The organism is Flavobacterium sp. ACN2, assembly GCF_002303885.1.
Lineage (GTDB): Bacteria > Bacteroidota > Bacteroidia > Flavobacteriales > Flavobacteriaceae > Flavobacterium.
Window position 1 is genome coordinate 23,548 of record NZ_MRCM01000010.1, and the last position, 15,168, is coordinate 38,715.

At 35.2% G+C, this 15,168-nt stretch carries 13 protein-coding genes; 7 read left to right on the top strand and 6 right to left on the bottom strand.

Features of this window, described 5'->3' with window-relative positions; genetic code table 11:
* Positions 1-172 precede the first annotated feature (172 nt).
* Positions 173-802, top strand: coding sequence for a DsbA family protein (locus BSF41_RS13465; protein ID WP_095930020.1), 630 nt, complete (start codon positions 173-175; stop codon positions 800-802).
* A gap of 91 nt (positions 803-893) precedes the next feature.
* Here BSF41_RS13465 and BSF41_RS24020 read toward each other — a convergent pair whose 3' ends face one another.
* Positions 894-1,025: a hypothetical protein gene (locus tag BSF41_RS24020; RefSeq protein WP_256385526.1), complete on the bottom strand. Its 132-nt coding sequence runs from the start codon at positions 1,023-1,025 to the stop codon at positions 894-896.
* Positions 1,026-1,251: 226 nt separating this feature from the next.
* Here BSF41_RS24020 and BSF41_RS13470 point away from each other — a divergent pair, with 226 nt between their 5' ends.
* The 6 genes from BSF41_RS13470 to pdeM all read left to right on the top strand — a co-directional run bounded on the left by BSF41_RS13470 (position 1,252) and on the right by pdeM (position 7,796).
* Entirely contained in the window at positions 1,252-1,569 is a 318-nt protein-coding gene (locus tag BSF41_RS13470) for a hypothetical protein (RefSeq protein ID WP_095930021.1), read from the top strand.
* Positions 1,570-1,585: 16 nt separating this feature from the next.
* Positions 1,586-1,972 (top strand): YidH family protein, encoded by a 387-nt coding sequence (locus BSF41_RS13475; protein ID WP_172426903.1) that lies wholly within the window; start codon positions 1,586-1,588, stop codon positions 1,970-1,972.
* A 41-nt stretch (positions 1,973-2,013) separates the two neighbouring features.
* Positions 2,014-3,018 (top strand): ligase-associated DNA damage response exonuclease, encoded by a 1,005-nt coding sequence (locus BSF41_RS13480; RefSeq protein WP_095930023.1) that lies wholly within the window; start codon positions 2,014-2,016, stop codon positions 3,016-3,018.
* Between the two features lie 71 nt (positions 3,019-3,089).
* Positions 3,090-4,691 carry an ATP-dependent DNA ligase gene (locus tag BSF41_RS13485; RefSeq protein ID WP_095930024.1) on the top strand — a complete coding sequence of 534 codons (1,602 nt, stop codon included), beginning with the start codon at positions 3,090-3,092 and terminating at the stop codon, positions 4,689-4,691.
* Complete coding sequence (locus BSF41_RS13490) at positions 4,692-7,151, top strand: ligase-associated DNA damage response DEXH box helicase (protein WP_095930025.1); 2,460 nt, start codon at positions 4,692-4,694, stop codon at positions 7,149-7,151. It begins immediately after the preceding gene.
* 6 nt (positions 7,152-7,157) lie between these two features.
* Positions 7,158-7,796 (top strand): ligase-associated DNA damage response endonuclease PdeM, encoded by a 639-nt coding sequence (pdeM, locus tag BSF41_RS13495; RefSeq protein ID WP_095930026.1) that lies wholly within the window; start codon positions 7,158-7,160, stop codon positions 7,794-7,796.
* A gap of 178 nt (positions 7,797-7,974) precedes the next feature.
* Here pdeM and BSF41_RS13500 read toward each other — a convergent pair whose 3' ends face one another.
* From BSF41_RS13500 to BSF41_RS13520, 5 genes are all read right to left on the bottom strand, one after another.
* Complete coding sequence (locus tag BSF41_RS13500; protein WP_095930027.1) at positions 7,975-9,105, bottom strand: efflux RND transporter periplasmic adaptor subunit; 1,131 nt, start codon at positions 9,103-9,105, stop codon at positions 7,975-7,977.
* A gap of 1 nt (position 9,106) precedes the next feature.
* Positions 9,107-13,483 (bottom strand): CusA/CzcA family heavy metal efflux RND transporter, encoded by a 4,377-nt coding sequence (locus tag BSF41_RS13505; protein WP_095930028.1) that lies wholly within the window; start codon positions 13,481-13,483, stop codon positions 9,107-9,109.
* A 79-nt stretch (positions 13,484-13,562) separates the two neighbouring features.
* Entirely contained in the window at positions 13,563-13,940 is a 378-nt protein-coding gene (locus tag BSF41_RS13510; RefSeq protein WP_095930029.1) for a hypothetical protein, read from the bottom strand.
* A 264-nt stretch (positions 13,941-14,204) separates the two neighbouring features.
* Positions 14,205-14,726 carry a hypothetical protein gene (locus tag BSF41_RS13515; protein ID WP_095930030.1) on the bottom strand — a complete coding sequence of 174 codons (522 nt, stop codon included), beginning with the start codon at positions 14,724-14,726 and terminating at the stop codon, positions 14,205-14,207.
* Entirely contained in the window at positions 14,704-15,165 is a 462-nt protein-coding gene (locus BSF41_RS13520) for a hypothetical protein (protein WP_141248144.1), read from the bottom strand. Before BSF41_RS13520 ends, BSF41_RS13515 begins: the two co-directional genes overlap by 23 nt.
* Between the last annotated feature and the right edge of the window lie 3 nt (positions 15,166-15,168).

A 15,168-nucleotide genomic window follows, 5' to 3' on the forward strand; every position in this document is an offset into this window, starting at 1 on the left:
AATAAAAGTTCGCAAAGCTTTGTGTGCTTAGCATTCTAAAAAAAATAAACATAAAACTTAGCGAACTTTGCGTAAAATCTTAGCGCACTTCGCGGTTAGAAAAACGAATAGCATATCAACTTGAAACCTAAAACATCAAACCTGAAACAACAATTTTCTATATCTTTGTAAAATGAAAATAGAAATTTGGTCGGACATCATGTGTCCGTTTTGTTATATCGGAAAAAGACAGTTGGAAACTGCACTTGCAGTATTTCCTAATGATGAATTTGAAATTGAATGGAAAAGCTTTCAGCTGGATCCAACCATTACTTCACAACCTGACATGGACGTTTATACGTTCTTATCGGAAAGAAAAGGCATGTCGATTGAACAATCTAAAGAAATGCATAAAGGAGTTGCAGAACGCGCTAAAAGCGTTGGTTTAGATTATAATTTTGATAAGGCTGTTATCTCAAATTCTTTAAACGCGCATAGAATCATTCAATTGGCTAAAACTAAAAATATTGGCGATCGAATGGAAGAAATATTCTTTAAAGCTTATTTTACTGATGGAGAAGATTTAAACAATGGTCAAACCTTGATTAAATTAGGAATGCAGGCAGGTTTAGAAGAAAATGAAATTAGAGAAGTTCTAGAAAGCGAAGATTTATTTGTTAAAGAGGTACAATCAGATATTAAAGAAGCTGCTGAAATTGGAGTTCAAGGAGTTCCTTTCTTTGTATTTGATCGCAAATATGCCGTTTCGGGTGCTCAGCCTATAGAAACCTTTGTAAAAACAATTCAGGAAGTTTTAAAATAAAACTTTAAGCTTTACAAAACGTAAAAGCGTGCTGTTTATATATAAACAGCACGCTTTTATTATTTAGCTCTACTTTGAATAACTAAAAAAATTAATGACCAGCTCTACCTTTTGAATCTGTTGATTTTGTTGTAGTGCTTTTTCCTCTAGAACCAGATGTTGATTTTTGAGTTTTTCCAGAATCTTTCATTCCAGATTTCGAATCTTTTTTTGAAGTTTCCATAATGTTATAATTTTTTAAATTATTAATAGATACAAAGTTGCAAAATACGCAAGTGCTTATATTACAGAATTATATTTGAATATTACAAAATAGAAATTAAGCCAAAACGCTACGGAAACAAATCATGTAAAAATAAAGCTGAATCTTATAAATTATTTAAGTATCTAATTTTCAACTTTGTGTATATCATAAAGATAAAAATACTTACTAATTTAAAATAGCAGCCATGAGAACAGAAAGCAACTACAGAAAAACTGCCAAATTAAATGATTTTAAATGCAGTAAACCCGATCACGTTGATACTGCACATGAAAATGAAGCAATGGACGAAAACTTTACTTCGGGACAAAATCACGATACCAACTATAGAAATCAATGCGATCATTTTTCTGATGATTGTTACGAAATCGTAGAGAGCGGACTAAATCTGGCTGAGGACAATACTTTTCCTTCCTATAACGAATCAAATCCTTATAACAGTTATAATCTAGATAATGAAGATGATAAATATAACTGTCCTCCTTATAGAAATTTTGAATACTAAAAATCCTAAAACAGTTATGTCGCCAAAAAATGATCAGGAAGTTATGAATGAATACTTGTCTAATGAAAGAACTTTATTAGCATGGCTTCGCACTGGAATTGGGATCATGGTTTTCGGATTTGTAGCAGTAAAATTTTCCTTATTTCTAAAACATGTTCCCGCTAAACATCTAGCAGAAACTGTTCCGCCCAACAGCAATTTCACCATTTATTTGGGTATTGGTTTATTAATTGCAGGAGCATTGACTATTTTACTGTCCTATCTACGTTACATCCACACTATCAAACTATTAAAAAAAGGAAAGTATCAGTATTCAACCGCAATGCTTACCTTTATTACAATGATGCTGTTTGTATTGAGTATATCACTCATAGCCTATCTAATTATCGCAGCAAGTGCATAAAAATGATCTAATTGCCAAATTTTCTAATGATCTAATAAAAAATGAATCCGCCATTATTACAATTTAACGACAAAGGAATTTACTGCCAACAGGCAGATGTTTATCTTGATCCTTGGCGGCCAGTTACCAATGCCATAATAACACATGGCCATTCTGATCATGCACGTTGGGGACATCAAAATTATATTACTCATTATTCCAATATTCCAATTATAAAACATCGTTTGGGAGACATTAATGTTTCGGGGAAAAACTGGAATGAAACTTTTACTATAAACGGCGTAAAATTCTCTTTTCACCCTGCTGGCCATATAATTGGTTCAGCACAAATTAGAGTGGAATACAAAGGCGAAATATGGGTTTTTACAGGCGATTACAAAACAGAAGACGACGGAATTTCAGTTCCATACGAAGTCGTAAAATGCCATTCCTTTATAACCGAATGTACTTTCGGACTTCCCGCTTTTAAATGGGAACCACAAGCAAATGTTATGACTGAAATTAATAATTGGTGGGCCGAGAATCGTGCAGAAGGAAAAACCTCTGTCTTATTTGGATATTCTTTAGGAAAAGCACAAAGATTATTAAAAAATCTCGACACAAGCATTGGACAAATTTACACGCATGGCGCAATTGAAAATATGACCAATATTGTGCGCCCAATGATTGATATGCCACCAACTACACGCGTAACGGCCGAAACTAAAAAAGAAGATTTATTAGGCAATATTGTAATTGCTCCGCCAAGCGCACACGGAAGCACTTGGATTCGAAAAATGACTCCTTTTGTAACTGGGACAGCAAGCGGTTGGATGGCTTTTAGAGGAGCAAGACGCAGACGAGCCGTTGACCGCGGATTTGTCTTAAGCGATCACTGCGATTGGACCGGTTTATTGGAAAGCATAAAAGCAACAGGCGCAGAAAGAGTAATCTGCACTCATGGATATTCTGATATTTTTTCGAGATATCTAAGAGAATTAGGTTACGATTCCCGAACAGCCAACACGCAATACGAAGGAGAAACAAATGACATAGAGGAAAGTTAAATTCCAAAATAAATAAATTCCAAATTCCAAAAACCATCAACAGACAACTTTCAACCATCAACTAAATTCAAATGAAAAACTTTGCCGAACTTATAAAAACCTTAGACAGTTCTAATAAAACATCGGTAAAAGTTGATGCGCTGACGAATTATTTTCTAAAAGCAAACGACGAAGACAAAGTCTGGACAATCGCTATTCTTTCGCATCGTCGCCCTCCCCGACCGGTTAATACGACTTTATTACGTTTATGGGCAAACGAATTGGCTAATATTCCGCTTTGGCTCTTTGAAGAAAGTTATCATATTGTGGGTGATTTGGCCGAAACGATTGCTCTTGTAATTCCAACCACAAAAGAACATTCCGATAAAAGTCTGACTGAATTTTTACAGGAAATCATTGCCTTAAAAAAGAAAACAGATTTAGAGAAAAAAGAATATCTGCAAACCAATTGGCTGAATTTAAATTATTACGAAAGATTCGTTTTCACTAAATTAATAACGGGCAGTTTCAGAATTGGTTTAAGTCAGAAGTTAATGACTCGAGCGCTTTCTAAAGCCGAAAATATTGATGAAGACACATTGGCTTATAAATTAATGGGCGACTGGAATCCGAATACGATTACGTTTCAAGAATTGATTTTGGATGAAAGAAGCAGCGATTATTTATCAAAACCTTATCCGTTTTATTTGGCTTATCCAATTGAAGGCGAACTTGAAAATCTTGGAAATCCTGAAGATTGGAGCGCCGAACATAAATGGGACGGAATTCGATCTCAAACCATTATTCGCGATAACGAAATTTATGTTTGGAGCCGTGGCGAAGAATTGGTAACCGATAAGTATCCTGAATTTCAAACTTTTATTGGAAATATTCCAGACGGGACGGTTATAGACGGAGAAATCCTTCCCTATATAGACAATCAAATTGGGACATTTAACGATTTGCAAACCCGAATTGGACGTAAAAATGTATCGGCTTCTGTTTTAAAAAACACACCTGTTATTATTAAAGCTTACGATTTATTGGAATGGCAGGGAAATGATATTCGGAATCTTCCTTACGAAGAACGTCGAACCTTATTAGAAGAATTATTTACGACTTTGATTGGTAAAGAAATTCCGCTACAGCTATCAGAAAGGATTCATTTTTCGACTTGGGAAGAGGTCGCAAACGAAAGATTAAAATCGCGCGAAATGAAAAGCGAAGGTTTAATGCTGAAACGAAAAGATTCTCCGTATCTAGTTGGAAGAAAAAAAGGAGATTGGTGGAAATGGAAAATTGAACCTTTAACGATTGATGCCGTTCTCACCTACGCTATGCGCGGTCACGGAAGACGTTCCAATTTGTTTACCGATTACACTTTTGCGCTTTGGCAGGAAAATGAAAACAACGAACGTGAACTCGTCACTTTCGCTAAAGCGTATTCCGGTTTAACTGATGCGGAATTTAGAATGGTCGATGATTTCATCAAAAAAAATACTTTAGAACGATTTGGACCAGTAAGAAGCGTTACGCCAAAATTGGTTTTTGAAATTGGTTTTGAAGGAATTGCTCTTTCCAAAAGACATAAAAGCGGAGTGGCAACCCGTTTTCCACGAATTTTAAGATGGCGACACGATAAAAAAATTGAAGAAGCCAATTCAATCGAAGATTTAAAAAATATGATTTTATAGATGAATAGAGAGCAGTTATTTAAGATCGCCAGCGAATGGTTTGAAAGTCAGGGATGGAAACCTTTTCCGTTTCAGACCCAGGCTTGGACTGCTTTTTTACAAGGCAAAAATGGCTTGCTAAATGCTCCAACAGGAAGCGGAAAAACCTACGCGCTTTGGCTTCCTATCATTCTAAATTATATTAAAGAAAATCCGAATTATAGAACCAAACACAATTCAGGATTAAAAGCGATTTGGATCACGCCTTTGAGATCTTTATCTGTTGAGATCAAACAAGCGGCAGAAAGAGTGCTTACAGATTTAAATATTCCAATGACAGTTGGAATTCGTTCCGGAGATACTTCTGCTTCAGAAAGAGCCAAACAAAAAGGAAAAATGCCCGATTTGCTCATTACCACACCAGAAAGTCTGCAATTACTCTTGGCAACAAAAGGTTATTCGAGTATTTTTAAAAATTGTAGTTCAATTGTCATAGATGAATGGCATGAATTACTAGGAACTAAACGTGGAGTTCAGGTAGAACTGGGATTATCAAGACTAAAAACCATTGCTAAAAATATTCGTATTTGGGGAATCTCTGCCACAATTGGTAATTTACAGCAAGCACAGGAAGTCTTACTTGGAGTAGATTCTGAAGCGTATCATAATTCCGTTTTAATAAAAGCGGTAATTAACAAAAAAATAAAAGTTGTTTCCATTATTCCAGAAAAAATGGATACGTATCCATGGCGCGGACATATGGGTTTGCATCTGATTGATGAAGCGGCAAAAATTATAAAAGCCAGTAAAACGACGCTTATTTTTACAAATGTTCGTTCGGCTTGCGAAATATGGTATCAAAGATTATTAGAAAAATATCCTGAATTTGCTGGCGAAATGGCCATGCATCACGGAAGCATTGACAGAGAAACCAGACTTTGGGTTGAAAATGCGATTCGGAATGAAGAATTAAAAGTCGTAGTCTGCACCTCTAGTTTAGATTTAGGAGTTGACTTTGCTCCCGTCGAATCAATTATTCAGGTTGGAGGTCCAAAAGGCGTTGCCCGTTTTATGCAGCGTGCCGGACGAAGCGGACATCAGCCTGGAAAAGAAAGTGTTATTTATTTTCTTGCCACTCATGCCATTGAATTAATCGAGGCTTCGGCCTTGAAAAAAGCGGTTGAAAATAGTGTTATTGAAGATCGTGTTCCGTATTTAAACAGCTGGGATGTTTTAGTTCAATACCTTAATACGTTGGCAGTTTCTGACGGATTTTATCCAAACGAAATTTTCAAAGAAATTCAGGGTACTTTTAGTTATCAAACCATTTCGGATGAAAATTGGAACTGGATTTTAAATTTTATTACACAAGGAAGCCAAAGTCTTCATGCTTATGACGAATTTAAAAAAGTGGAAATTGACGAAAACGGCTGTTACAAAATAAACAGCAGAATGATTGCCATGCATCACAGAATGCAGATCGGAACTATTGTGGGCGATGCCGTTATGAATGTAAAATATCTCAGCGGCGGTTATATTGGCACGATTGAAGAATGGTTTATTTCGAAATTAAAACCTGGCGACACTTTTATTTTCGCAGGAAAAAAACTGGAATTATTCAAAATCAGAAACATGCAGGTTTTGGTAAAAAAAGCGAATCCGAAGAAAGAATCTAAAATTGCTAGTTGGATGGGCGGACGTTTGGCTCTTTCTTCTCAAATGAGCGAATTACTTAGACAGGAATTATATCGCGCCAATACCGATAATCTTTCGCCAGAATTAAAAGCTTTACAGCCTTTATTTAAAAGACAGCGAAAAGAATCTATTGTACCGAGTTCAGATGAATTTTTAATTGAAACCTTCAAAACTCGAGAAGGATTTCATGCGATTTTTTATCCTTTTGAAGGACGGTTTGTTCATGAAGCTTTAGCCAGTTTATTGGCCTTTAGAATAAGTTTATTGCAGTCGATCACATTTTCTTTGGCTTATAATGATTATGGTTTCGAATTGCTTTCAGATCAGGAAATTGATATCGAAGCGGTTTTAGACAATAATCTATTTTCAACCGAATATGTCCATCACGATTTGCAGAAAAGTTTAAATTCAACCGAAATGGCCCGAAGAAAGTTTAGAGATATAGCGGTGATTTCAGGATTAGTTTTTACCGGTTTTCCGGGAAAAATGGTTAAAACAAAGCATTTACAAAGTGGTTCTCAGCTGTTATTTGAAGTTTTCAGAGATTTTGAACCTGATAATCTATTATTGCATCAAGCGTATCGAGAAACTTTTGAGCATCAATTAGAAGAAGGACGTTTGATTTTGGCTTTGGAACGAATTGCAAATCAAAAAATAATTTGGAAACAATGTTTGAAGCCGACTCCTTTTAGTTTTCCAATTATTACCGATCGATTGAGAGAAAAACTTTCAAGCGAAACTCTGGCTGAAAGAATTCAGAAAATGACTGCATCTTATATGAAATAGATCTTTATGAATATTCAAATACAAAACGAAAACTTTACACTTCATTCAAGCGGGGCTGTTTTTTGGGAAAAGCAAAAAACGGTCATTATTTCTGATGTCCATTTGGGTAAAGTAACGCATTTTAGAAAACACGGAATTGCTATTCCACAAGACGCTATTTCTGAAAATTTTAGAAAAATAACAGCAGTTTTGAATCATTTTCTACCTGAAAAAATCATTTTTTTGGGAGATTTATTTCACAGCGCCAAAAATGCTGAATGGGATTTATTTGAGGAGTGGATTTCCAACCATGATCAAGAAACCTATTTAATTACAGGAAACCATGATATTATTGATGAAATTCATTATAAAAAAATTGGTGTGATTGTCACAGAAATTTTAGAAATTGATCATTTTCTTTTTACCCACCATCCTACAGAAAAAGAAGATTTTTTCAATTTCTCAGGACATATCCATCCTGGAATAATCCTCCGCGGATTAGGGCTTCAAAGCTTAAAATTGCGTTGTTTTTTTCAAAAAAGTAATCAAATGATTTTACCTGCTTTTGGAGAATTTACTGGGAAATTTATCATGAAACCTGAACCAGAACATACCGTTTTTGCTATTGCTGGAGATGAAATTATTTTGATAAACAAAAACAATTGAGGCAGTCTATTTGATTTATTTACAACATTATAAAATTACACATTTAAAGTGTAAAATGAATTACCCTCAACTAAAGCTAGAATCAATCGATTAGAAAAACAAAGAATTAAAAAACCCAGTAAAACTAAATTTACTGGGTTTTCTTGTTTAACTCTAAATTGTAATCAGAAAGTAAACATTATTGTTCGTCATTGTTCATGGCAGACATTAATAAGGTGTAAGCGTTTTTGACAACCACTTTTGAAGAGCTAGAAATGGCGTCAGAAATGATTTGATTATACCCTTCATTTTTAACTCCAGACTTTACCTCTATCATTTGAAACTGATTGTTTCCAATATCTGTAAACACATAAAACTTTCCTTCCCAACGCACTACAGCATCTTCAGGAACTGTAAGCGCTTTTTTATTTTCTATTTCCACTTCGGCGTTTATGAAAAGTCCTGGCAAAAGTTCTGGATTATAACTGTTTACTTTACAAATAATTTCTGCCGCACGATCTCCATTCAAACTTTGATTGATAAAAGCGATTTTAGCGGCATATTTTTTAGCATCAGAAGAATTTGTATACGCCATAACCGTTTGACCGATTGAAAGCGAAGTCACGTCTTTTTCGAACGCGTTTAAAGTTAGAACAATGTCTTTCTTATCAATTAATTCGAAAAGCATATCTGTCGGACTTACATATTTTCCGATGTTTACATTTACTTTAGAAACCAAGCCGTTTATTGGCGAAATCACTCGAATTGTTTTGCTAATATTTCCAACATTCAGTGTTTTAGCACTAATTCCTAACAAGTTTAATTTTTGTTCCAAAGAAGACATTGTGATACGCTGTGTTCTCATTTCAGTCGTAATTTGTTCCAAAACTTTATCACTTGCCGCTTTGTTTGCATTTAGCTCTTTTTGTCTTCTTTGTTCATTTTGAGCCAATTCGAATTTCTCTTTCGCCATCAAATAATTTTGCTGTAACTCGATAAACTGCATATCTTCTAAAACCGCTAAAACCTGTCCTTTTTGCACATTCATTCCTGCAATAAGATTGGTGCTTTTCACATAACCTCCCAATGGAATACTAATACTGATTACACTTTTGGGCGGAACCGTTACTGTACCTTGAAGCTGTAAAATCTCCTTAACATTTTTTGCAGTCGGATTACCACTTTCTAAACCAGCATTTTTAACTTGCTCAGGACTTAATTTAATGATGTCAATGCTTTTATTTTCAGCATTTTTAGTTTCCTCATTCTTCTTATTTCCGCAAGAAATTAGAAATATAGCGCTTATGAACGCCGCAATATATTTTTTCATTTTAAATATTATTAAGATTTTGAAGTGTCACAACTGCTTTATTGTAAGCATTAAGTGCGTCTAAATATTCACTTTTGATTGTAATGGCCTGATTGACTACCAAAACCCATTGCAAATAATCGATATCTCCATTTTGCAATTGACTGTTTGAAGCTTCAATAATGGTTTGAGCATTTTTTAATCCGTCAGTTTCATAATACTGTAAACTTTCTTGATATTTTTTTAGCTCACGATCTGCGTTTTCAATGTTCGTTTTCACCTCGATTTTAGCCGCCTCAGAAAGTTCAACATAGCTTTCGTATTCAGCCTTTGCAGCCTTTTTTCGTTCCGACTGACTTGTGAAAAATAGCGGAATTGAAAGTCCTGCATTTACATAATTAAATCTTTGTCCACTACCATAATAAACTTCCTGACCTGAAGTATTGGTTTGAGTTCCAATAATACTCAAATTGTTATATCCCAAAGTAATTTCAGGAAGTAATTTTGCTCCTTCTGTTTTCCATCTGAACTTAGCCGCTTCCGATTCAAACTGCGAACGCTGCACTGCTGGAAGATTTTCTGTTTTTACATTTTCTATAGACGAATGATTTAAAACTGCTTTCAAATTCATCTTTTTTGGAGCGTATTCCACTTTATCTTGAAGAATGGCATTAAACGAATTCAAAGCAATTTCAATATCTCTATTAACCATTACAAGCTGATTGCTGTAAAATTGTCTCGCAGATTGCGAAGCGCTTTTTTCTAAAACATTTGCTTCTCCCGCTTTAAATCTCAAATCTGATTTTTTCTCCATAATCCTGTAGATCGAATCAGCGTAAACTAAAAGTTCTTTTTTGCTGTTCAACCACAAATAATCATAGTATATATTTCGAACTTGAGTTTTGATTTCTTGCGAAGTCAATTGCACTTCGGCTTTAGCTTTACTAAAATCAGCTTTTAAGGCTTTTTTCTGATTGCTATAAACTGTTGGAAAAGCAAAAGTCTGGCTAATTCCAAAACGAGTGTCGTTTTGAATGCTATTAAACTGTCCGTAATCGGCGTCGATTTGTGTTTGGGGAATATTATAAGCCGATTTTTGCAAGTAGCTTTTCGACTGCTCGTTCAATTTAGCCGATTTAATCGTTCTGTTATTTTGAATCGCAATTGAAATGGATTCGTCAAGCGAAATGGGTAATTCTTGCGCTTTTGCCATATTCCCAATAAAAAGAATACTCAATAAAATGGTTAAATTATTCATGTGCTTTTTTCTTTCTTTAGTAAAAACTTTAGCGTTATACGTCATTAAATAAATCGCTGGAAGTACAAAAAGCGTTAAAAGAGTCGCTGTAACTAATCCGCCAATAACCACGGTTGCCAGCGGACGTTGCACCTCTGCTCCCGCTCCGTTGCTCAATGCCATCGGAAGAAATCCGAGAGAAGCCACAGCAGCCGTCATTAAAACGGGACGCAACCTGTTTTTTGTTCCCAATAAAATAATCTGGAAATGATCGGTAATTTCTCCTTGTTTCTGAATTCGGTTAAATTCGGATATTAATACAATTCCGTTTAGTACTGCAACACCAAAAAGAGCAATAAATCCAACTCCGGCAGAAATACTAAAAGGCATATCGCGCATTACCAGCGCAAATACGCCACCAATTGCAGATAACGGAATTGCTGTAAAAATGATAATTCCTTCTTTAAACGATCTAAAAGCAAAATATAACAGAGCAAAAATCATTAATAAAGCAGCTGGAACCGCAACTCCCAATCTGGCTTTTGCCTGCTGAAGGTTCTCAAAAGCTCCTCCGTATGTAATGTAATAACCTGGATCAAATTTAATCTGCTGATTTACTTTTTGCTGTAATTCCTCAACGATCGATTGAACGTCTCTTCCTCGAACATTAAATCCGACAATGATTCTACGTTTTGCATTTTCTCTCTGAATCTGGTTCGGACCTTCTACTTCCTCTACTTTTGCGACTTGATAAAGCGGAATCTGCATTCCGGAAGGCGTTGCAATTAAGAGGTTTCGAACATCTTCAATTCCTTTTCTTCCGTTGTCTTCAACGCGAACAACCATGTCGAAACGCTTTTCACCTTCGTAAATACTTCCGGCAACAGCACCTGCAAAAGCGGCGTTAATCGTTGCATTTACATCTGCCACACGCAAACTGTATTTTGCCATTTCTGCCCAATTGTAATCAATTACGATTTGAGGCATTCCGGTTACTTTTTCTACATATAAATCGGCTGCACCTTCAACGGTTTTACTAATTGCTCCCAGTTTTTCAGCATATTCTGAAAGCTTCTGAAGATCTTCCCCGTAAATTTTACAAACCAAATCTTGTTTCGCTCCTGTCATCAATTCGTTAAAACGCATCTGAACAGGAAACTGAAATCCAGTTGTAACTCCAGGCGCAATTCGTTTAACGGTTTTGGTCATTTTATCTGCCAATTCAGGAAACGAAGAAGCACTTGTCCATTCCGATTTGTCCTTTAAAACAATAATCATATCTCCGCCTTCAATTGGCATTGGATCGGTTGGAATTTCTGCACTTCCAATTCTGGAAACGACTTGCTCTACTTCGGGATATTCTTTCTTTAATTCTTTAGAAATTTTTGTAATGGTTTCTGTTGTGGTAGAAAGATTGGTTCCTAGCAGCAATCGGGTTTCAACGGCAAAATCGCCTTCTTCCAATTGCGGAATAAATTCTCCTCCCATTCTTCCGAATAACAAAACGGCTATTCCAAAAAGCACAAATGCGCCAATTACAATTGCTTTTCTAATACGTAATGCTTTAGTAAGCCAGCCTTCATAAGCGTTTTCTAATCTTTCCATAATACGATCAGAAAGATTCTTTTTAGGACTGATTTTTTTGCTCAAAAATAAAGCGCTAACCATTGGCACATAAGTCAATGATAAAATGAAAGCTCCTAAAATGGCAAAAGCAACAGTCTGTGCCATTGGCTTGAACATTTTACCCTCAATACCCTGTAAAGAAAGAATAGGCAGATACACAATCAAAATGATAATTTGCCCAAAAACTGCCGCATTCATCATACGCGCTGCCGAGCCCGTAACTTCTTTATCCATTTCTTCTTGCGAAATATCATTTGAGACTTGGTATTTTTTAGAACTGTGAAGATGATGCAGAATCGCTTCCACAATAATTACAGCTCCGTCTACAATCAATCCGAAATCTAATGCTCCAAGGCTCATTAAATTTCCGCTTACGCCAAAAGTATTCATCATAATAATGGCAAAAAGCATCGCTAACGGAATTACAGAAGCTACAATAAAACCTGCTCTAAGATTTCCTAAGAATAAAACCAGAATTAGAACGACAATTAAAGCTCCTTCAATTAAGTTTTTTTCAACTGTTCCAATGGCATTGTCTACCATTTTAGTTCGATCTAGAAACGGCTCAATTTTTAATCCTTCGGGAAGAATTTTCTCGATTTGAGCAATTTTATCTTTTACGTTAACAATAACATTATTGGCGTTTTCCCCTTTCAGCATCATTACAATACCACCAACCGATTCTCCATATTCATCTGTCGTTAAAGCACCGTAGCGAATCGCTGAAGAAATCTTAACATCGGCAACATCTTTTATCAAAATAGGAAGTCCACCTTGTGTGCTTTTAACCACAATGTTTTCAATGTCTTTAAGGCTTTTAGCTAAACCAGTACTTCTAATGTAAGAAACTGTTGGTCCTTTCTCGATATAAGCTCCACCAGTGTTTTCGTTACTACTATTTAAAGCTGTAAAAACTTCACTTATCGTTAAATTCTGAGCTTTTAATCGTGCCGGATTTACAGCGATTTCATACTGTTTTAATTTTCCGCCAAAAGTAGAAACATCAGCAATTCCTTTTGTTCCCAAAAGCTGTCTTCTGATGGTCCAATCTTGAATGGTTCGTAAATCTTCTAAGGAATATTTTTCTTCGTAACCTGGTTTTGGTTTTAAAACGTATTGATAGATTTCTCCCAAACCCGTTGTTACAGGCGCCATTTCGGGCGAATTTGCATTCCGATCAATTTCTACTTGCTGTAATCTTTCTGCAATTTGCTGACGTGCCCAATATACATCTGCATCGTCTTCAAAGACAACACTTACAAGCGAAAGCCCGAAACGGGAAATACTTCTGCTTTCCTTTAAATTTGGAATATTACTGATGGCTTGCTCAATTGGAAATGTAATTAATCTCTCTACATCTTCTGCGCCAAGCGATGGAGCTGTTGTGATAATTTGTACCTGATTATTAGTGATGTCTGGTACAGCATCAATTGGTAATTGGGTAACCTCATACACACCGTAGATAATCCACAGCAGTGTAAAGATTCCAATTGCCAGTTTGTTCTTAACTGAGAACTGAATTACTTTATTAAGCATATTTTATTAATTAAAAAATAATAAATGAGCAACTAAAAACACTATGTATCAGTCACTTCAAGAAAAATTTAAAAATTAATTATGCAATCGGAGGTCTAAATAGAGAAAGCAGATTCGGATCTGAAAAAAGATCTGATCTGTAAGTTGGAATTTTTGATTGTGGTAATTCTGGATTGAAAGGAACCGGAAGTAAGTCTTTGTCGTCTAAAATAAAAACAAAGTGAACCGAACTGCTGCTAATGGTTTTAAAAGGAAGCTGCATATCTCGATCTCCGTCATTGTCTTTTAAATCTTCTCCCCAATAATGCATAGACAAGAAATCTATGAAGCTTACCCCTTGCAGTTTTTTATGTTCCTGAAAATGTTCTATCAGAATTGGCAGTTTATAGAACTGCTGCACAAAACTGCTGTTTGAAGCGATTAGAAAAATGAATATGTAGACAATTAGTTTTCGCACGAAGCAAATTTAATTTAAATTCTCTAAGATTTCATCTTTTTAAACTAGCAAAAGGGTCTTTTAACAATTTAGAAATATGCAATACCGCTTTTACTGCATCCAATATTGATGAAGCTTGTTTACTATCAAATCGTCAAAATCTAATCCTATCTTCCTAGCTTTCAATGCTGCTATTCTTCTTTATAAAACAAAAACGAGTCAATTCTTATTGAATTAACCCGTTTGTGTTTTTAATTTTTTGCAACTGTATTTTTAGTACAGAATTTAAGTATTGCGATTGGAATTTGCATTTTCTTGAAGCTTACCTATTTTTACTAAAATCAGATTCTCGTAGGCGTCTTGCCTTTTGTCGCTTTTTCTCCCTGAACTAAATCCTTCACTAATTCTATAATTCTTAATAAACTGGCTTTTCTTTGCTCCTAAAGCATAATGCCAGCTTCCCATTTCTGATTGAACAAAAATTATAGCTTCATCCAAATTCATTATTTTCTTTTTTGAAAGTAACGGACTTGTTTTATAAACGGCATTATTACGAGCATCAAACGTAAACTGAATTTTAGCAGCTATTTGAATATCATATAAAAAATGAACCAAAAAGTATACTAAAAATATACCAATCACCCAGCGCATTTCTTCTCCTAGATCATTAAAAAACAATAGTAAAGCTATTACTCCTGCCGCTATTCCAACCAAAAACCACCAAGATTGATCTAGTGATGGCTTTTGCGGATTTAATGAAAATGAATGAAGGGTTTCTTCGATGTTATATCTTTCTCGAATGTTCATCTAAAATTTCATTAATTTCATTCATCAAATTCTGCATCGATCTGGTTGTAAAAGCTTGAGCGATTCCGGTGCATTTCTCCTTGTTTTCTTTTCTGTAATAAAGATTTAAGGAAACATTTGTTGTAATGAGATTATGTTTCACTTTGACCAATTCAAAATTGAGAAAATCAGCAATCGGAATCAGAACGGGTTTATTTATCAATCCGTTTTTTATTCTAAACTCCTTTCTGTCGAGATCAATACTAAATCCTTCCTGCCAAATCGAAATAAAGCATATAACAGCCAAGACTCCAAAAATGCCAATTACTGCATTATTTTTATAATAAATGCCTCCAATAGTAAAAGCAATCATTCCGAGTACCACAATTAGTCCAAAGCCGTATTGCCTTTTCATGACATACAGATTTCCTTCTTTTGTGAATTTCTTAAGTTGATTCATCTC